Source organism: Morganella sp. HMSC11D09, from assembly GCF_001807955.1.
GTDB classification, from domain to species: Bacteria; Pseudomonadota; Gammaproteobacteria; order Enterobacterales; family Enterobacteriaceae; genus Morganella; species Morganella morganii.
On the sequence record NZ_KV791711.1, the window covers coordinates 243,222 to 261,489 of the forward strand.

Consider the following 18,268-nt stretch of genomic DNA (forward strand, 5'->3'; position numbering starts at 1 on the left):
TGATTAGCGGCGGTCGCCCAGCAGGCGCAGCAGCATCAGGAACAGGTTGATGAAATCCAGGTACAGCGACAGCGCACCCACGATCGCATAGCGGCGCATGGTGTCTTTGTTGTTGCTGTCAATCTGCTCACCCAGCTCACGCAGTTTTTGGGTGTCATACGCGGTCAGACCGGCAAACACAATCACACCGATATAGGTGATGATCAGTGTCATACCTTCGCTTTTCAGCCAGATATTAACCAGTGACGCGATGATAATACCAATCAGCCCCATAAACAGGAAGTTACCCATCCCGGACAGGCTGCGCTTGGTGGTGTAGCCGTAGATACTCAGCGCACCGAACATCCCTGCCGTGATAAAGAAGGTGCTGACAATAGATGCATCTGTATACACGATAAAGATACTGGAGAGCGTCAGCCCTGTCAGTGCGGAATAGAGCATAAACAGCCCGGTCGCCATGGACGCGCTCAGGCGCTCAACCATGCCGGAGATAACCCAGACCAGTGCCAGCTGAGCAATAATCAGGCCGAAGAAGGTGATTTTGCTGGAGAAAACAAAGCTCATAATCGCCATCGAGTTAGACGAATACCAGGCGACGAAGGCAGTCAGCAGCAGGCCGCACGCCATCCAGCCGTAAACCTGGGCCATATAAGCCTGAATACCGGAGCCCGCCTGTGAAACTATCGAGCCGTTAGAACGAGGAAATCGGTCCATGATGGATAACCCTTTCATCTGTATCAAATTGTTTATCGGATGATAAACGACCAAGGACTATAGATTATCACATAAAAAGGGTGTTGCCAGCAGGCAAACTGTCAGGAATTCTCCCCATTTCTTTACAAACAGAGAATATTTTTAACCTGATGTACAGCCGCCGGAAAAAATCCGGCGATCAGGAGGTTATCAGCGGTAAATTACCAGCGATCTGCGGCTTTCTGGTCGCTTTCTCTGGCATCCACCCAGCGGGTACCGCCTTCCGGCAATGTCTCTTTTTTCCAGAACGGCGCGCGGGTTTTTAAGTAATCCATCAGAAATTCAGCCGCTTCAAATGCCATGCCGCGATGGGCGGCGCTGACACCGACAAACACAATCTCATCATTCGGGTATAAACTGCCGACCCTGTGGATCAGCGTCACCCGCTGTAATTCCCAGCGCTCACGCGCCTGTGTGACAATATCCGCCAGCGCTTTTTCGGTCATGCCCGGGTAGTGCTCCAGCGACAGAGCCGCCACATTATCACCCAGGTTATGATTGCGGACTTTACCGGTGAATGTGACCACTGCGCCGTCATCCGCGCAACCGGCCAGCCACTGATATTCCTCACCGACACTGAAATTGTCCGTCTGAACAGCAATCCGGGTATTATTCATGGCTCAGCCTCCGGTGACCGGCGGGAAGAACGCGACTTCGTCACCGTCTGTCAGCGGGTGCGACAACGGCACAAAAGACTGATTCACCGCACACAGCAGTTTGCCGGATTCCAGCGCCAGTGCCCAGCGTTCACCGCGCTCACACAGCGCGGCCCGCAAATCTTCCGCTGTGGCGTAATCACACGGCAGAGAAAGCTCATCGGTATTCACCAGCTCGCGCACCTGCGCGAAAAACAGTACCTTAATCATGCGTCCGCCTTAAAATGTCCTGATTTCCCGCCGCTTTTTTCCAGTAAACGCACCGGGCCGATAACCATATCCTTCTGCACCGCTTTGCACATATCATAAATCGTCAGTGCCGCCACAGAAGCCGCAGTCAGGGCTTCCATCTCCACCCCGGTTTTACCGGTCAGGCGGCAGCAGGATTCAATACGCACACGGGATGTGTCCGGCTCCGCGCTCAGCTGAACCTCCACTTTGCTCAGCATCAGCGGGTGACACAGCGGGATCAGATCCCAGGTTCGTTTAGCGGCCTGGATACCGGCGATACGGGCTGTCGCAAAGACATCCCCCTTGTGATGGTTGCCGTCAATAATCATCTGTAAGGTTTTGGCATCCATGGTGATAAAGGCTTCGGCGCGCGCTTCGCGGACAGTTTCCTGCTTTCCGGACACATCCACCATGTTGGCTTCGCCCGCCGCATTAATATGGGTGAGTTGAGACATGTAAACTCCTGATATGACCGGCGGATCAGCCGCCGATAACGGATAAATTCGGGGTAATACCGCTGTCCCCCTGATGGAGGAAATGGGTTCCGCGTTTGTGCTGCAATGCGCGCTGAAGCCGTGCTTTCAGCTCCGCATCGTGTCCGTCTTCCGCCAGCAGATCACGCAGTGTGATCCCCTGCTCGCCGAACAGGCACAGATGCAGATTACCGACCGCGGACACCCGCAGACGATTACAGCTCTGGCAGAAGTCTTTTTCATACGGCATAATCAGGCCGATTTCGCCCTGATAATCCGGATGACTGAACACCTGTGCCGGGCCGTCACTTCGGGCACGCGCCACCTGCTGCCAGCCTGCCTGTAACAGACGGGCACGGATAACATTGCCGGAGATATGGAAACGGCGGAATACATCGCTGCCGTCACCGGTTTCCATCAATTCGATAAAACGCAGCTGGATCGGGCGGTCTTTAATCCAGTTCAGAAATGCAGGCAGATGGATGTCATTGACATTCTTCATCAGCACCACATTCACTTTTACCTTCTCAAAACCGGCCTCAAACGCGGCATCGATACCACTCATCACCTGCATGAATTTATCCTGCCCGGTGATAGCATGAAACTGGCGCGGGTCGAGACTATCCACACTGACATTCACGGCGCTCAGCCCGGCGGCACGCCAGTCGCGGATATCCCGTGCCATGCGGTAACCGTTGGTGGTCACGGCAATGGTGCGGATATTCTCATTTTCGCGGATAGCGGCAACGATATCGGTAAAATCGCGGCGCATGGTCGGCTCACCGCCGGTCAGACGGATTTTTTCCGTGCCCAGCTGAGCAAACGCGCGGGTCACCCGGCGGATTTCGCCGAGAGAAAGAAAGGATTTGTGTCCGTTTGGTTTATAACCATCAGGCAGACAATAGTTGCAACGGAAATTGCAAACGTCTGTCACGGAGAGGCGCAGATAGTAAAATTTGCGCGCAAAGGGATCTGTCAGTTGTTCAGTCATAACACCTTTCCAAATACGGGAGATGCGGACATTTCTATCCTGCACCCTGGTGGCACTCGTGAGTGTCACGGCCAGCTCACCCTATTTCCGGTTCCGACCTGAAACGTAGGTGTGAAGGCTAGGAGTTAATCGTTGTCATTAATGCTGTTAATAACCACGCTAAGTGAGTTGATTCTAGCGTTGCCCTGCGGGAATTACCATGATAAATACGCTATATATCTTATTATACAACGAGTTACCGGGCCTCCGGGAAAAGGAACGGATACGCCGGATAACGAAAATTTCACACAGTTTTTCAATTAATTAGCAAATACATTATAGATTACTGAATAAATAATAAACAGCAAACCGCCGGAAATACGGCGGTTTGACAGGAAAATTATTTACCGGTTTCTTGATCTGACACAGGTATAGCAGGCCCGGTCAGTCCAGTGTAACGTGATAGAAAATAACGGATTTATGATTCATTCTCAGTGTCTCCTGCGGGCGGAATCCGTTACGCTCTGCCAGCCGGATGGAGGGTTTATTCTCTGGAGCAATAATACACACGCATTCATTAATACCGCGCACCTCTTTCAGCCAGTTCAGTATGGCTCCCAATGCTTCACCGGCATAGCCCTTACCGTGTGCCCGCTTTGTAAACACCCAACCCGCTTCCGGATAGTGGCTGATGTCTTTTTCCATTTCACGGTAAAAATCCGCAAAACCGATATCCCCGATATACTCTCCGGTGCTTTTCTCCCTGACCGCCCAGTAACCATAGCCCAGCAGCGGCCACAACCCGAGATACGCCAGCATCCGCATCCAGCTGTCACGCGGTGTGGAGATTTGTCCTGCCATAACATGATGCGTTACCACCGTATCTGACCACATATCAGCAACCGCCGCATGATCTTCTCTGCGGTGGGCACTCAGGATCAGACGGTCAGTTTCCAGCACCGGAATGGTGCACGTCAGGTCATTCATGATGTTCTTCCTGTCATTTATTGATTTTTGTTATTGATGTTTATTTGTGATGCTTTCAGTCACCGCATTCACTCATACCATGACTTCCCTGCCGCTGCCACTTCTGAATCACACGTAAAAGTACGCAGCAAAAAGATAATTTATCTTTATGATTGACCGGAGTTTGATAAATCTCAGTATCGTGACGCGAAAAATTGGTTTTTATGATAGATTACCGCGCAAATAAATATGAAAACTCAGGGAATGCATAAACACTATGGGAAACCGCACACTCACGTCGCTGGAACATGTTGTTGCTTTAGGCGGAGGCCACGGGCTGGGACGGGTGATGTCCTGCCTGAACGGTCTGGGATCGCGGCTGACCGGCGTGGTCACCACCACGGATAACGGCGGCTCCACCGGCCGGATCCGCCGGGCGGAGGGTGGCATTGCCTGGGGTGATATGCGCAACTGTCTCAATCAGATGATTACGGAGCCGTCGATTGCTTCCACCATGTTTGAATACCGTTTCAGCGGTAACGGTGAACTGGCGGGACACAACCTCGGTAATCTGATGCTCAAAGCGCTGGATCATATGAGTGTGCGTCCGCTGGATGCGATCAATCTGATCCGCAATATGCTGAAAGTCAAAGCTAAATTGATACCGATGTCAGAAACGCCGGTCGATCTGATGGCTATCGACAGCGAAGGCCATGAAGTGTACGGCGAAGTGAATGTCGATCAGCTGACCTGCCCGCCGCAGGAGTTACAGCTTTCCCCGCCGGTGAAAACCACCAAAGAGGCGCTGGATGCCATCTGCCGCGCAGAACTGATTATTATCGGGCCGGGCAGTTTCTTTACCAGCCTGATGCCGCTGATGCTGCTGCCCGATTTCACCAAAGCCATTAATTTTAATCAGGCGCCGATGATCTATATTGAGAATCTCGGCAAAGAACTGAGCCCAGCTGCGGCATCCCTCAGCCTGAGTGAAAAAATCGCCGTGATTGAGAGCCGCATCGGCCGCAAACGGATAGATGCAGTGGTGTGCGCACCGCATATCAATACCGGCGACCTCGGCGACCGCCTGATTGTCAGAGAGGTCCTGGAGGCACAGGATGTACCGTACCGCCATGACCGCCGCCTGCTGCTGAGTGCGCTGGATAAAACCATCGCCCTGCTGCCCTGATCCCGTCAGGAGTTGGCAATAAACTGCTCACGCAGCCCCTGTAATTCATCCCGTACCGCTGCCGCCTGTTCAAATTCCAGATCCTGAGCGTGGCGGTACATCTGTGCTTCCAGCTCCTGAATTTTAACTTCCAGCTCTTTCGGCGACATACGCTGATAATCGCTGCTTTTCGCGGCTGCTTTTCCTTTGCCTTTATTTTTCGCCCCGGCTGACGGCTGGCCGATTTTAAGGATATCGCCAATCTTTTTATTCAGCCCTTTCGGCACAATACCGTTTGCTTCGTTAAACGCCATCTGCTTCTCTCTGCGGCGTTCGGTTTCCTCAATAGCCCTCGCCATTGAGTCAGTGATTTTATCGCCGTAGAGAATCGCTTTGCCGTGCAGGTTACGGGCGGCACGACCAATAGTCTGGATCAGTGAACGTTCGGAACGCAGGAAGCCTTCTTTATCCGCATCCAGAATCGCCACCAGCGACACTTCCGGCATATCCAGCCCCTCACGCAGCAGGTTGATACCCACCAGCACATCAAACTCCCCGAGACGCAGATCGCGGATAATTTCCACACGTTCCACCGTATCGATATCCGAGTGCAGATAACGCACCCGCTCGCCGTGCTCTTCCAGATATTCGGTGAGATCTTCCGCCATCCGTTTGGTCAGCGTGGTGACCAGCACACGCTCATTTTTCTGTGCGCGGATGCGGATTTCAGACAGCAGATCATCCACCTGAGTGGTCACCGGACGCACTTCCACTTCCGGATCGAGCAGCCCGGTCGGCCGGACCACCTGTTCAACCACATCAGAGCCGGATTTCTCCGTTTCATATTTGCCCGGCGTGGCGGACACATAAATGCTCTGCGGCGCGAGGGATTCAAACTCCTCAAAACGCAGCGGACGGTTATCCAGTGCGGACGGCAGACGGAAGCCGTACTCCACCAGGGTTTCTTTGCGCGAACGGTCCCCTTTGTACATCCCGCCGATTTGCGGAATGGTGACGTGGGATTCATCAATCACCAGCAGGCCGTCCGCCGGCAGGTAATCAAACAGGGTCGGCGGTGACTCGCCGGATTTGCGTCCGGAGAGATAGCGCGAGTAGTTTTCAATACCCGAGCAGTAACCCAGTTCATTCATCATTTCCAGATCAAACTGAGTGCGCTGGGCGAGGCGCTGCTCTTCCACCAGTTTGTTGTTGTCGATCAGGAATTTGCGCCGCTCCGCCAGCTCCGTTTTAATCCCTTCCATCGCCTCAATGATGCGCTCACGCGGCGTTACATAGTGGGTTTTCGGGTAAACGGTAAAGCGCGGCACCTGATAATGGATATGGCCGGTCAGCGGATCAAACAGCGACAGGCGCTCGACCTCATCATCAAACAGTTCCACGCGCAGTGCGTAATCATCAGATTCCGCAGGGAAAATATCCACCACTTCGCCGCGCACACGGAATGTGCCGCGCTGAAAGGCCTGGTCGTTACGGGTGTACTGGAGATCGGAAAGGCGGTGCAGGATCGAGCGCTGATCAATGATCATCCCCTCGGTGAGGTGCAGCATCATCTTCAGGTAGCTGTCCGGATCACCCAGCCCGTAGATAGCGGAAACGGACGCCACCACCACCACATCCCGCCGTTCCAGCAGGGCTTTAGTGGCGGAGAGCCGCATCTGCTCAATGTGTTCGTTTACTGAGGCATCTTTTTCGATAAAGGTGTCAGAACTCGGCACATAGGCTTCCGGCTGATAGTAGTCGTAGTAGGAGACAAAATATTCCACCGCGTTTTCCGGGAAGAAATCTTTAATCTCACTGTAAAGCTGCGCGGCAAGGGTTTTGTTGGGCGCCATGATCATGGTCGGGCGGTTCAGCGTGGCGATAACATTGGCAATGGTGAAGGTTTTCCCCGAGCCCGTTACCCCAAGCAGCGTCTGATGCGCCAGCCCGTCTTCCAGGCCCTCAACCAGTTTTGCAATGGCCTGCGGCTGATCACCGGCCGGTTTAAAGTCAGAATGCAGTTTAAATAGTTTGCTCATTGGCCCCCCTGCGCGAATAGGGTCACTATGATACTGGATAAAAAACCAGCTTCAACCCCCGGCAGAAAAAATCCGTTATTTTGTGATTTTTTGCTTGCAAAACCGGGGAAAATTTTATTGGCTTTCCACAGTTATCCCCAAAAAAAAAGCACTTGCAATTTTAAATTATGCTGAAATCTGATGCCCCTCTGACCAATTGCTATTTTTCACGCCGGAGGACCCTTGATTTTATTTATCTAATTGTTATTTATGAATAAATCATAAAAGCCCGATTTTACAACAATGTCAGTGAAAGCCCCGTTCCTGCAAGGATAGCGTGAGTTTTCTAAAGTTAATACACAGGGTTATCCACAGGAATAGTGGATAACTTAATAAAGTCGTTTGCCGGTGCATGGTTGCGTGACATTGTGCAGTCATAAAATTGTCACTTTCAGCACAAAGAGAAAAAATAATTCAGGATTTTTTCCTGATAAAAAACACCCGGCCGGAAGATTTGCCGTGATCCCGGCACGATCCGTCCGGATGCAGGATCAGTGCGCGGAAACCGGCAGTGAAAGATAACCGGATAAGTCCTGATTCAGCGGATCCGGCAGATGCGGTAACACACCCAGGCACGGCGCCGGGATCAGGTTGTTCAGTGTCGCCAGATACTCCGGCTGACGCAGGCCCGGCGGTGTGACTTCATTCGCCACCCAGCCCGCCAGGGTCAGTCCGGCCTGCTGTATCGCCAGTACAGTCAGTAACGCGTGATTAATGCAGCCGAGCTTCACCCCGACGACGAGGATCACCGGCATCCGCATTTGTGCCGCCCAGTCCGCATAACTTTGTGTGGCCGACAGCGGCGTAAACCATCCGCCCGCCCCTTCGGTCAGTACCCAGTCAGCCTGCTGATTTAAGGCATGCAGCCCGTCAGTCATCACCGAAAATTCCAGCGGGGTTTGAGTCAGTTCGCTGACAATGTGTGGTGATGTCGGCTCGGCAAAGGTATAGGGGTTAATCTGCGCGTAACTGACCGCCGGTACCGTATGCCGCCACAATGCCAGTGCATCACTGTTGCGCAGCCCCTCCTCCGTCATCTCACTGCCCGAGGCTACCGGCTTATACCCCGCGCAGCAGAAACCGGCGTTGCGGGCCGTTTGCAGCAGGGCGCAGCTGACCACGGTTTTACCGGCATCCGTATCGGTGCCGGTTAAAAACCAGTTATTTTTCAACATGTATGACTCCGTACTGAATAAGATAGTTGAGCGGAAATACGCCGTCTTCGGCGGGATAATGATTCGCCAGCTGAATGAGTTTATTGCGTGTCATCAGCCCGGCAGCACGTCCCTGATGAACATGGGTAGCTCCAATCCCCTTGAGGGAGTGCAGCAGCGCGGGCAGAGAATCAAAGGAGAGCCGGTAACACACTTCTGACAAAGTATGCCGGTAAGGCTGACAGGCGGCGGAAACCGCCTCACGGCTGAGAAAACCGTTGGCGTGACGGTTGCTGTCCACCCGGGAAAACGCCTGATTCAGCTCGTCCAGCGACCCGCTGAGCAGGGTGGAAAACGCCACCACACCACCGGGCCGGGTTACCCGCACCAGTCCGGCCAGCGCCGCCGCCAGTGAATCACACCACTGCACCGCCAGATTGCTGAAACAAAAATCAAACTGATTATCCGCAAAAGGCAGCTGTTCGATATCCCCCTGCACATAACGGGTCGCCCGCTGCTGCTGCCGGGCGTGTGCCAGCATGTCAGGGGAGAGATCAAACGCCGTCACACAGCGGCAATCCGCTTTCCACTGTTCACTGAAAAACCCGGTACCGCAGCCTGCATCCAGCCCGTGCAGTTCCGGTAATAACAGCCCGGAAAGCCCCTGTGTGGTCAGACGGCGCAGATGGTATCCGGTTTTCTGCTGAAGGTGCGCCACGGTGTCATAGTGTCCGGCGGCACGTCCGAAAGCCGCGGCAACAGCGGCTTTATTCACAGGGGCGGTAGTGACGGCAGAATGCATCCAGCGCCTCCGTAAGCTGTGTGATATCGTCGCGGTGATGGGCGCTGGTCAGCGTGATGCGCAGACGGGCAGTATTCGGCGGTACGGTCGGCGGACGGATAGCTTTCACCCACAGGCCGCGCTCCTGTAAATAGTGCGACAGTGCCAGAGCAGCACGGTTATCCCCCACGATCAGCGGCTGGATCGCCGAGGCGGACGGCAGTAACTGCAGCGGCAGATGCGCCACCCGCTCACGAAAGAAGCGGATATTTTCCGCCAGTGTGTCCCGTAATCCGTCACCACGGCGGATTTCCCGCACCGCCGCCTGAATGGCGCACGCCTGTGCCGCCGGGAAGGTGGTACTGTAGATAAGATGACGGGCATACTGCGTCAGATAATCCGCCGTCTGTGCATCACACAGCACCGCCGCGCCGCTGACCCCGACCGCTTTGCCGAAGGTGACAATCTGAATATCCGGGCGTATTCCTGCCGCATCACAACTGCCCCGCCCTTCACGGCCGCAGACACCGATACCATGCGCATCATCCGCCATCAGCCGCGCGTTATGCTGCCGGGTGAGCGGCAGGATCGCCGCCAGCGGCGCGGCATCCCCGTCCATACTGAAGATCCCTTCAGTGACCACCAGGGTTTTGCCGGTACTGTTTTCAGTCCGGCTCAGCCGGATACTGAGATGGGCGGTATCATTATGATGAAAACGGCTGAATTCAGCGGGTGAATGCATCGCCGCTTCCATAATGGAGGCGTGAGCGAGTTTGTCGCAGATAAGGTGGTCGCCGCGCTGCATCAGTGCGGTGATCACCGCCTGATTAGCGCTGAAACCGGAGACAAATAAGATCGCCCGATCAAACCCGAGCCACTCCGCCAGCATCTGCTCCAGGTCCCGGTGTGCCGTGGTGTAACCGGTGACATGACCGGATCCGCCGCTGCCCACACCGTATTGCCGGGTACCGTCACACCAGGCGCGGATCACCGCCGGGTGGCGGCTGAGGCCGAGATAATCATTACCGGAGAAATTCACGGCACGTCTGCCGTTAATCAGGAGGGTGCGCCCGTCCGCGCCGTCATTGGCCTCGCGGCGGCGTACCGCATCCTGTTCCTGCGCCTGCTGCAGGCGCTCAGAGAGAAAAGTCTGCCACATGGTACGGCTCACAGGGCTGCGTTATAGAATTTTTCGTCATCGCTGTGGCTGATGGCATCCAATAAAGAATCCGTCTCTTCATTGTCACCCCGGGTAACATGGATGGCTTCGCGTTTGATCCCCAGCTTTTTAAACAGGGCAATATCGGTATTTTCTTCCGGGTTGGTGGTGGTGAGCAGTTTGCAGCCGTAGAAAATGGAGTTCGCACCCGCCATAAAGCAAAGCGCCTGGGTCTGTTCATTCATCATTTCACGACCGGCGGAGAGGCGCACATGAGACGTTGGCATCATAATGCGGGCAACAGCGATGGTGCGGACGAAATCAAACGGATCGACTTCCTCATTATCCTCAAACGGCGTGCCTTTGATTTTCGCCAGCATGTTGATCGGTACACTTTCCGGTGCTTTCGGCAGATTCGCCAGCTGTACCAGCATCGCCGCGCGGTCGCGCACCGCTTCACCCAGCCCTAAGATCCCGCCGGAGCACACTTTGATCCCCGCGTCCCGTACATTGTCGAGGGTGTCCAGTCTGTCCTGATAGGTCCGGGTGGTGACAATCGAGCCGTAAAATTCCGGCGAGGTATCGAGGTTGTGGTTATAGTAATCCAGACCCGCTTTGGCAAGGCGCTCCGCCTGTGAGCTGTTCAGCATACCGAGTGTCATGCAGGTTTCCATACCCAGCGCCCGCACTTCTTTCACCATGGTTTCCAGGTACGGCATATCGCGCTCATGGGGATTCTTCCATGCCGCGCCCATACAGAACCGGGTCGAACCGGCGGCCCGCGCCTTACGCGCCGTCTCCACCACCTGCTGTACTTCCATCAGACGCTCTTTTTCCAGTCCGGTTTTGTATCGCGCACTCTGCGCACAGTATTTACAATCTTCCGGACACGCCCCGGTTTTGATGGAAAGCAGTGTGCTGATCTGCACCTGCTGCGGGTCAAAATGCTGGCGATGTATGGTCTGAGCTTCATACAATAGTTCAAAAAAAGGTTTTTCAAACAATGCATTGGCTTCTTTTAATGTCCACTGACGACCTTGACTCATAACTGTAACTCCCGATAAAAAAGTGTTGCCAGTTTAAATATCAGCATTATCATGTCAACTTTATTTGCGTTGAAATGGTTTACATAATGGCTTTTTCAGGGAATATTTCAGGTCACGCCTTTTCGGCTGATGATGCGGATTTTGACCGCCGCCACATCTGGCACCCTTATACATCAATGACTCAGCCGCTGCCGGTCTATCCGGTGGTGTCGGCACACGGTGCGGTGCTGACACTCGCAGACGGCCGCGAACTGGTTGACGGTATGTCCTCCTGGTGGGCGGCTATCCACGGCTATAATCACCCGGTACTGAATGCGGCGGTGACTGAACAGCTGTCACAGATGTCACATGTGATGTTCGGCGGGATCACCCATCCGGCTGCCGTTGCACTGTGCCGCCGCCTGGTGGATATCACACCTGAGCCGCTGGAATGCGTGTTTCCTGCCGACTCCGGCTCTGTCGCGGTAGAGGTGGCGCTGAAAATGGCGCTGCAGTACTGGCAGGCACGCGGCGAAAAACGCCACCGGATAATCACCCCGCGTCACGGCTACCACGGCGATACATTCGGCGCGATGTCAGTGTGTGATCCGCAAAACTCCATGCACTCACTCTGGCAGGGCTATCTGCCGGATCATCTGTTTGCGGATGCACCGCAGTGCGGATTTGATGAAGAATGGCGTCCGGAGGATCTTCATTCCGTGGAAAACCTGCTGGCACAGCATCATCATGAGGTCGCGGCTGTGATCCTGGAGCCGGTTGTCCAGGGTGCGGGCGGGATGCGCTTTTACCATCCGGAATATCTGAAAGGTGTAAGATCACTGTGTGATCACTACAATGTCCTGCTGATTTGTGACGAGATCGCGACCGGATTCGGACGCACCGGAAAGTTGTTTGCCTGTGAACACGCCAGTATATCTCCGGACATTATATGTCTCGGAAAAGCCATCACCGGCGGTTATATGACACTCTCCGCCACCCTCACCACCCGCCATATTGCGGACACCATCAGTCAGGGTGATGCAGGCTGCTTTATGCACGGCCCGACCTTTATGGGTAATCCGCTGGCCTGTGCCACCGCCGTGGCGAGTATTGATCTGCTGTTGTCCGGAGACTGGGCAGCGCGGGTAAAAGAGATCGAAACACAACTGAAAAGCGCCCTGCTGCCGCTGAAATCCCGCAGCGGAGTCCGCGATGCACGGGTACTCGGCACCATTGGTGTGATTGAAACGGAAGAGCCGGTCAATATGGCGGAATTACAGCGCCGCTTTGTTGACGCCGGTGTGTGGATACGGCCGTTCGGACGGCTGATTTATATTATGCCGCCATACATTATTACAGCGGCACAACTGGAAAAACTGACGCAGGCGATAGATAAGGTGACGGCATAAATCCCGGCATATTTGATCACTCCGCCGTTCAGGTTAACAGCGGGTAACGGGCGAAGGAAACGAAAAGCATGCGCGTCATGGATGACGCGCCTGAGCGCACAGGGATGTGTTTACAGCGACTTTTCGTTTTTGCCCGTTACCCGCCGGGCTCCGGAGTAACAGAAAACTACCTGAGCACTGTTATTTCAGCGTCAGCACCGTCACCCACATCGGCCCTTTTCCTGCCGGATAGCGGTTTATCAGGTGCAATTCGCCGGTAATCGCATCAATCCGGGAAACCGCCACATGGTGAGAAAGCTGTCCGGTTGAGATCAGGAAACGCCCGCTGTTATCCACCGCAAAACCGCGCGGCTGAGTTTCAGTCGGATAACACCCCGCCAGTTGCAGATGACCGCCGTCATCCGACACCCGGTAGTGATTAATCACACTTGATGCCCGCTCACAGGCATAGAGATGATGCCCGTCCGGCGTGATATGAATATCGGCTGCCCAGCGTCGTCCTGAATAATCATCCGCCATCATATCGACAGACTGAATTTCACGGACTTTCACCCATTCGCGGTAAACATTAATGGTCGCATTTAATTCATTCAGGCAATACGCCACATGCTTTGCCGGATGAAACGCCATATGGCGCGGCCCGGCACCGGCAGCAACCGTCAGCATATCGGCGTGACGTTCAGTTAAGCGTCCGTCTTCCTCAATCGTGTAAGCGCGGATGTGATCTTCCCCGAGGCACGGCACAAACAGTGTGTGTCCATCCTGCGCAATATTGGCGGAATGCGGATTTTTTAATCCCTCAATCACCTGCACTGCACGGACGGGAATACCGTTATCGCGGATCGGCAGTACCGCCAGATTTCCCTGATGATAAGAAGCGGCGTACAGTGTGCGCCCCGCTTTATCAAGGGTGATATAGGCGGCAGTGCCCGGGAGCGGCGTCAGGCCGGTTTGTGTGAGTTTGCCGTCTTCCGCGATTTTATAAGTCGCCACCGCATTGCCCGGTTTGACCGCAGCATAAAGATGACGGCCATCCGGCGCGGTGATCAGCGGCTGCACCTGATCAGGCGTTGATACTGTCTGTAACAGTGACATCTCACCGTGTTCATTCATCTGCCAGACATGAATCTGATGACTTTCCGTACTGGCAACATAAACCACCTGCTTCATTCGCGCTCCTTAATATCATCACTTACCCGTTTGATTTTTAACAGGTAATGTAAGCATTTCTGTATAATAATACCGCACTTAGCGTTTATCGCGAAACAATTAACATGCTATATTATCAGTTATCTCCGCCCGGAATCATTCAGGATGCCGTCAGGATACAATAATATTCCCTGATGCCCGCCGTTATTCCGGTTCTGACACTCATACAAGGGGCTCCCTGTTATGTCTTACCGCGTCCTCGCATTTGATCTCGATGGTACACTTCTCGATCCGGATAAACATATATTACAGGAGTCGCTGGATGCCATCCGCGAAGCCCGTCGGCCGGGGTGCAGGTGCTGATTGTCACCGGCCGTCATCACGTTGCTATTCATCCGTTTTATCAGACATTGCAACTCGATACACCGGCTATCTGCTGTAACGGTACCTATCTGTACGATTATCCGGGGAAAAAAGTGCTTTCCGCCGATCCGATGAGTGTCAGTGAATCCCGTCAGCTGCTCGAACGCCTGGCACAGACGGATATCGAGCATCTGATGTATATCTCGGATGCCATGCTTTATCACACTGATAGCAGCACCATTGAGCGGACACTGAACTGGTCAGCTTCTCTGCCGGAGCACCAGCGTCCGGTGATGCGCAAAGTGAATAATTTTCTTGATGAGGTTGATCGCGCTGACACTATCTGGAAATTCGCCACCTGCTCAGATGATCTGAACAAACTGCGTGAATTTACCGACGCTGTGGAAGCGGATATGGGACTGTCCTGCGAGTGGTCGTGGATAAACCAGGTGGATATTGCCCGCAAAGGTAACAGCAAAGGCCGCCGTTTACAGGAATGGGTGGAATCTCAGGGAATGACAATGAAAGATGTGATGGCATTTGGTGATAACCATAATGACATCAGTATGCTTTCAGCCGCCGGCCTGGGTGTGGCAATGGGTAATGCGGCAGACGAAGTCAAAGTACACGCTGACCTGATTATCCCGGATAATACCCAGCCGGGTATTGCGCAGGCGATACGCCGTCATATTCTCAGCTGATAAATACAGTGTAATAGACCATAAAAAAACGCCTTTTAATAAAGGCGTTTTTATTTATTTCCCGCTGGCCAGAGAATAAAACCTGTTACTTATACTTATCAAAACTCCAGTTATTTTTTGGTTTTTCTGCCGGGTTCTGATTCGGGAATTTTGCATTTTCGACGATCAGCAGTAATTTCGATCCATCATAAGTATAGCCGCCCTCAGAATACTGATACGGGAAGCTTTCTGTTGCCACCACTTTATATCCCATACTGAGCAGATCAGGGATACGCATTCCGCCCTGGGAGCCGTCAGTGGTGCCGATGCACCAGACTTTTAAGTTTTCGATTTCAACATCTTTGACTTTTTTCAGGTAGGTGTAACACATTAGCTGATTTGCCGCCAGCGCCTGGCCGCCGGAGAAAATACCCAGTAATAAAAAGAAAAGTGCTTTTTTCATTTTATCCCTCTGACTCAGTGGTTTTTTATGCAATAACGCACGTCTTACACTTGTTTCCGTGTGCGGAGAATATTCTGTAATAATCTGGCAGGGTCAGTGATGCACCGGCGTTAATATATATCGCCGGTGATTCACAAGGGCAATCAGAATAATATGAATGCCCCTTTTATTAATGAAAAGTACGTATATTCAGATAAATTATAATTCGCGGCTCAGTGACACGCTTTTTACCTGGGCATACACCCATTGTCCGGGTTTCAGCTGCAAATCATCCCGCGCCCAGCCGGTAATACGTGCCCAGAGGAAATGATTGCCGACCGCCAGACGCACATCAGTCTGCCCGTTGTCGTCATCATACATTTCCGTGATTTTTGCCCGTAATATATTGCGGATACTGCTGCTTTTCGGTTTTTCCAGTGCAATGGACACATCATCCGCACTGACACGCACACGTACCGGCGTGTCCCGTTCACCGGCGATACGCGGCACCCACAGCACCTGGTCACCGATAGCAGCGGCCGTCATGGCGTAGCGGTCGTGGTGCTCAAGCACAGTGACACTCAGTACACTTGAAAGACTTTCCTGTGTCAGCCACGGGCGTAATGCCGCCCCTGCCCATACCTCTTCCAGCGGTCCCTGTGCCAGAATGCGGCCTTTTTCCAGAATCACCACATCTTCCGCCAGCCGCAGGATCTCATCCAGGCTGTGGCTGACATACAGGATCGGAATACTGATATCCTGTGCCATCTTTTCCAGATACGGCAGCAGTTCGCGTTTGCGCGGCAGATCCAGAGACGCCAGCGGTTCATCCATCAGCAGGATATCCGGTGCGGTCAGCAGCGCGCGGCCAATCGCCACCCGCTGTTTCTCCCCGCCGGAGAGGGTCATCGGCAGGCGGTTCAGCAGATGCCCGATACCCAGCAGTTCCACAATACTGTCAAACTGATCTTCCATCCCCCGTGCCATGCCGTAGCGCAGGTTGCCTCTTATCCGGTAATGGGGAAACAGGCGTGCATCCTGGAAGACATAGCCGATTTTGCGTTTTTCCGGCGGCAGACAGATACGTTTTTCAATATTGACGAGTGTGTGACCGTTAAGCTCAATCCGCCCTTTCTGCGGTTTTGTCAGCCCGCCGATCACATTGATAAAGGAGGTTTTCCCTGCCCCGGAGAGCCCGAAGACAGCGGTAATACGATCACTGGCCAGTTCGGTATTGATCACCATGGATAAATCACCGAGCTGTTGTTCAAAATCAAGCACTAACATGCGGCAACCCCCAGGCGTTTGCGTCCCCAGCGGGTCAGCCATTCCGAGGCCAGCAGTGAAGCCAGTGCCAGAACAATAGCGATAATACAGAGCCGCGCTGCGTCCATTTCCGCCCCCGGCGTTTCAAGCAGGGAGTACATGGCCAGCGGGATAGTCCGGGTTTCCCCCGGAATATTGGAAACAAAGGTGATTGTCGCGCCGAATTCCCCCAGCGAACGGGCAAATGCCAGCACGGTACCGACAATAATCCCCGGCAGCGACAGCGGCAGTGTGATGGTGAAAAAGACCCGCAACGGGGAAGCCCCGAGTGTCCGTGCCGCCTGCTCCAGGCGCATATCCACCGCTTCCAGCGCCAGGCGGATAGCCCTCACCATCAGCGGAAAAGCCACCACAGCCGCAGCCAGCGCGGCACCGCGCCAGCTGAAGGTAAAACTGAAACCGAACCAGTTATAGAGCCACTCACCGATAATGCCTTTGCGCCCCATGCTGATCAGCAGCAGATAACCCACTACCACCGGCGGTAACACCAGTGGTAAGTGGATAAGACTGTCCAGCAGCGACTTGCCCGGAAAACGGCAGCGCACCAGTACCCATGCCATCAGTATGCCGAACGGCAGACTGGCTGCCACGGCGACCGTTGATACTTTCAGGCTGAGGATGACCGCCTGCCATTCATACTCATTCAACATCGCTGTCTGTTAGTCCTTACTTATTACAGAGGGCTGAAACCGTAACGTTTGAAGATCTCTTTTGCTTCCGGTGTCTGCAGGTAATCATAGAAACCTTTAACATCGGCATTATTGCGATCTTTCAGGATAGCAATCGGATATTCAACCGGTTTATGGGTATCTGCAGGGAAAATACCGACCACTTTCACTTTATCACTGGCAACCGCATCAGAGCCGTACACAATACCCAGCGGCGCTTCACCTCGTTCCACCAGCGCCATGCCGCTGCGCACATTATTGGTGCGGGCCAGCATCGGATCAACGACTTTCCAGGCACCCAGGTTTTCCAGGGCTTCCTGTGCATAGATACCAACCGGCACATGATCAGGATCGCCGACAGCCAGACGGCCGCCATCCAGTAATTTAACCCAGTCAGTCTGCTTATTAATATCAACTTTATCAATTTTGCTGTCTTTCGCGGCAATCAGCACCAGCTCATTACCCAGCAGGGTTTTACGGGTGTCATTGATGATCAGGTTTTTCTCCTGGGCATAATCCATCCATTTCTGGTCAGCAGAAATAAAGATATCTGCCGGAGCACCATTTTCAATCTGACGGGCCAGGGTGGAAGAAGACGCATAAGACGCGACCACTTCACCTTTTTTCTCCTGCTTATATTTTGCCGAGATTTCATCAACCGCATTTGTCAGTGATGCCGCAGCAAATACGGTCACTTTTTCAGCGGCCCATGCCTGACTCATGACAGCAGCAGAGATAACAACACCGGCCAATAACTTACTGAACTGTTTTTTCATTTTTTCCACCAGGATAGATTAGGATTAACCCGTTGTATATAACA

Annotated in this window: 18 protein-coding genes, 1 pseudogene and 1 riboswitch; of the genes and pseudogenes, 3 read left to right on the top strand and 16 right to left on the bottom strand. The window is 53.5% G+C overall.

The features are described 5' to 3' along the window. Positions 1-3 precede the first annotated feature (3 nt). The 6 genes from HMPREF3119_RS16680 to HMPREF3119_RS16705 all read right to left on the bottom strand — a co-directional run bounded on the left by HMPREF3119_RS16680 (position 4) and on the right by HMPREF3119_RS16705 (position 4,070). Positions 4-714 (bottom strand): Bax inhibitor-1/YccA family protein, encoded by a 711-nt coding sequence (locus HMPREF3119_RS16680; RefSeq protein WP_024474125.1) that lies wholly within the window; start codon positions 712-714, stop codon positions 4-6. A gap of 200 nt (positions 715-914) precedes the next feature. Next, positions 915-1,370 (bottom strand): molybdopterin synthase catalytic subunit MoaE, encoded by a 456-nt coding sequence (gene moaE, locus HMPREF3119_RS16685; RefSeq protein WP_004235696.1) that lies wholly within the window; start codon positions 1,368-1,370, stop codon positions 915-917. 3 nt (positions 1,371-1,373) lie between these two features. Continuing rightward, positions 1,374-1,619, bottom strand: coding sequence for a molybdopterin synthase sulfur carrier subunit (moaD, locus tag HMPREF3119_RS16690; RefSeq protein ID WP_004235695.1), 246 nt, complete (start codon positions 1,617-1,619; stop codon positions 1,374-1,376). Then, positions 1,616-2,095: a cyclic pyranopterin monophosphate synthase MoaC gene (gene moaC / locus HMPREF3119_RS16695; RefSeq protein ID WP_004235693.1), complete on the bottom strand. Its 480-nt coding sequence runs from the start codon at positions 2,093-2,095 to the stop codon at positions 1,616-1,618. The genes moaD and moaC overlap by 4 nt, the downstream gene beginning before the upstream one ends. A 25-nt stretch (positions 2,096-2,120) precedes the next feature. Then, complete coding sequence (gene moaA, locus HMPREF3119_RS16700; RefSeq protein WP_070580360.1) at positions 2,121-3,104, bottom strand: GTP 3',8-cyclase MoaA; 984 nt, start codon at positions 3,102-3,104, stop codon at positions 2,121-2,123. Then, positions 3,092-3,241, bottom strand: a riboswitch (molybdenum cofactor riboswitch). It overlaps the preceding gene by 13 nt. Positions 3,242-3,527: 286 nt before the next feature. After that, on the bottom strand, positions 3,528-4,070 hold the full coding sequence (locus HMPREF3119_RS16705; protein WP_004235690.1) for a GNAT family N-acetyltransferase: 543 nt from the start codon (positions 4,068-4,070) through the stop codon (positions 3,528-3,530). A 256-nt stretch (positions 4,071-4,326) separates the two neighbouring features. On the opposite strand from HMPREF3119_RS16705, the gene yvcK reads away from it, so the two are divergent. Continuing rightward, complete coding sequence (gene yvcK, locus HMPREF3119_RS16710; protein WP_024474128.1) at positions 4,327-5,235, top strand: gluconeogenesis factor YvcK family protein; 909 nt, start codon at positions 4,327-4,329, stop codon at positions 5,233-5,235. Positions 5,236-5,240: 5 nt separating this feature from the next. Here yvcK and uvrB read toward each other — a convergent pair whose 3' ends face one another. From uvrB to bioB, 5 genes are all read right to left on the bottom strand, one after another. Continuing rightward, positions 5,241-7,253: an excinuclease ABC subunit UvrB gene (gene uvrB / locus HMPREF3119_RS16715; RefSeq protein WP_004235687.1), complete on the bottom strand. Its 2,013-nt coding sequence runs from the start codon at positions 7,251-7,253 to the stop codon at positions 5,241-5,243. 530 nt (positions 7,254-7,783) lie between these two features. After that, positions 7,784-8,467 (bottom strand): dethiobiotin synthase, encoded by a 684-nt coding sequence (gene bioD / locus HMPREF3119_RS16720; RefSeq protein ID WP_046024213.1) that lies wholly within the window; start codon positions 8,465-8,467, stop codon positions 7,784-7,786. Then, positions 8,454-9,248 carry a malonyl-ACP O-methyltransferase BioC gene (bioC, locus tag HMPREF3119_RS16725; protein ID WP_070580362.1) on the bottom strand — a complete coding sequence of 265 codons (795 nt, stop codon included), beginning with the start codon at positions 9,246-9,248 and terminating at the stop codon, positions 8,454-8,456. Before bioC ends, bioD begins: the two co-directional genes overlap by 14 nt. Further along, on the bottom strand, positions 9,214-10,386 hold the full coding sequence (gene bioF / locus HMPREF3119_RS16730) for an 8-amino-7-oxononanoate synthase (protein WP_070580363.1): 1,173 nt from the start codon (positions 10,384-10,386) through the stop codon (positions 9,214-9,216). The genes bioC and bioF overlap by 35 nt, the downstream gene beginning before the upstream one ends. Positions 10,387-10,394: 8 nt before the next feature. Beyond that, entirely contained in the window at positions 10,395-11,432 is a 1,038-nt protein-coding gene (gene bioB, locus HMPREF3119_RS16735) for a biotin synthase BioB (RefSeq protein ID WP_004241642.1), read from the bottom strand. Between the two features lie 86 nt (positions 11,433-11,518). Between bioB and bioA the strand changes: the two genes are divergently transcribed. Continuing rightward, complete coding sequence (gene bioA, locus HMPREF3119_RS16740) at positions 11,519-12,820, top strand: adenosylmethionine--8-amino-7-oxononanoate transaminase (RefSeq protein WP_070580365.1); 1,302 nt, start codon at positions 11,519-11,521, stop codon at positions 12,818-12,820. A 180-nt stretch (positions 12,821-13,000) separates the two neighbouring features. On the opposite strand, the gene pgl is transcribed toward bioA, so the two are convergent. After that, positions 13,001-13,990 carry a 6-phosphogluconolactonase gene (pgl, locus tag HMPREF3119_RS16745; RefSeq protein ID WP_070580367.1) on the bottom strand — a complete coding sequence of 330 codons (990 nt, stop codon included), beginning with the start codon at positions 13,988-13,990 and terminating at the stop codon, positions 13,001-13,003. A gap of 222 nt (positions 13,991-14,212) precedes the next feature. On the opposite strand from pgl, the pseudogene HMPREF3119_RS16750 reads away from it, so the two are divergent. Next, positions 14,213-15,033: pseudogene (locus tag HMPREF3119_RS16750) on the top strand (pyridoxal phosphatase). Between the two features lie 85 nt (positions 15,034-15,118). Here the strand turns inward: HMPREF3119_RS16750 and HMPREF3119_RS16755 are convergent. The 4 genes from HMPREF3119_RS16755 to modA all read right to left on the bottom strand — a co-directional run bounded on the left by HMPREF3119_RS16755 (position 15,119) and on the right by modA (position 18,224). Beyond that, positions 15,119-15,475: a hypothetical protein gene (locus HMPREF3119_RS16755; protein WP_024474137.1), complete on the bottom strand. Its 357-nt coding sequence runs from the start codon at positions 15,473-15,475 to the stop codon at positions 15,119-15,121. Positions 15,476-15,673: 198 nt separating this feature from the next. Continuing rightward, complete coding sequence (gene modC / locus HMPREF3119_RS16760; protein ID WP_004235679.1) at positions 15,674-16,741, bottom strand: molybdenum ABC transporter ATP-binding protein ModC; 1,068 nt, start codon at positions 16,739-16,741, stop codon at positions 15,674-15,676. Beyond that, a complete protein-coding gene (gene modB / locus HMPREF3119_RS16765) occupies positions 16,735-17,430 on the bottom strand; it encodes a molybdate ABC transporter permease subunit (protein ID WP_024474139.1) in 696 nt (231 codons plus the stop codon). The genes modC and modB overlap by 7 nt, the downstream gene beginning before the upstream one ends. A gap of 23 nt (positions 17,431-17,453) precedes the next feature. Next, complete coding sequence (gene modA, locus HMPREF3119_RS16770) at positions 17,454-18,224, bottom strand: molybdate ABC transporter substrate-binding protein (RefSeq protein WP_004235676.1); 771 nt, start codon at positions 18,222-18,224, stop codon at positions 17,454-17,456. Positions 18,225-18,268: the final 44 nt, after the last annotated feature.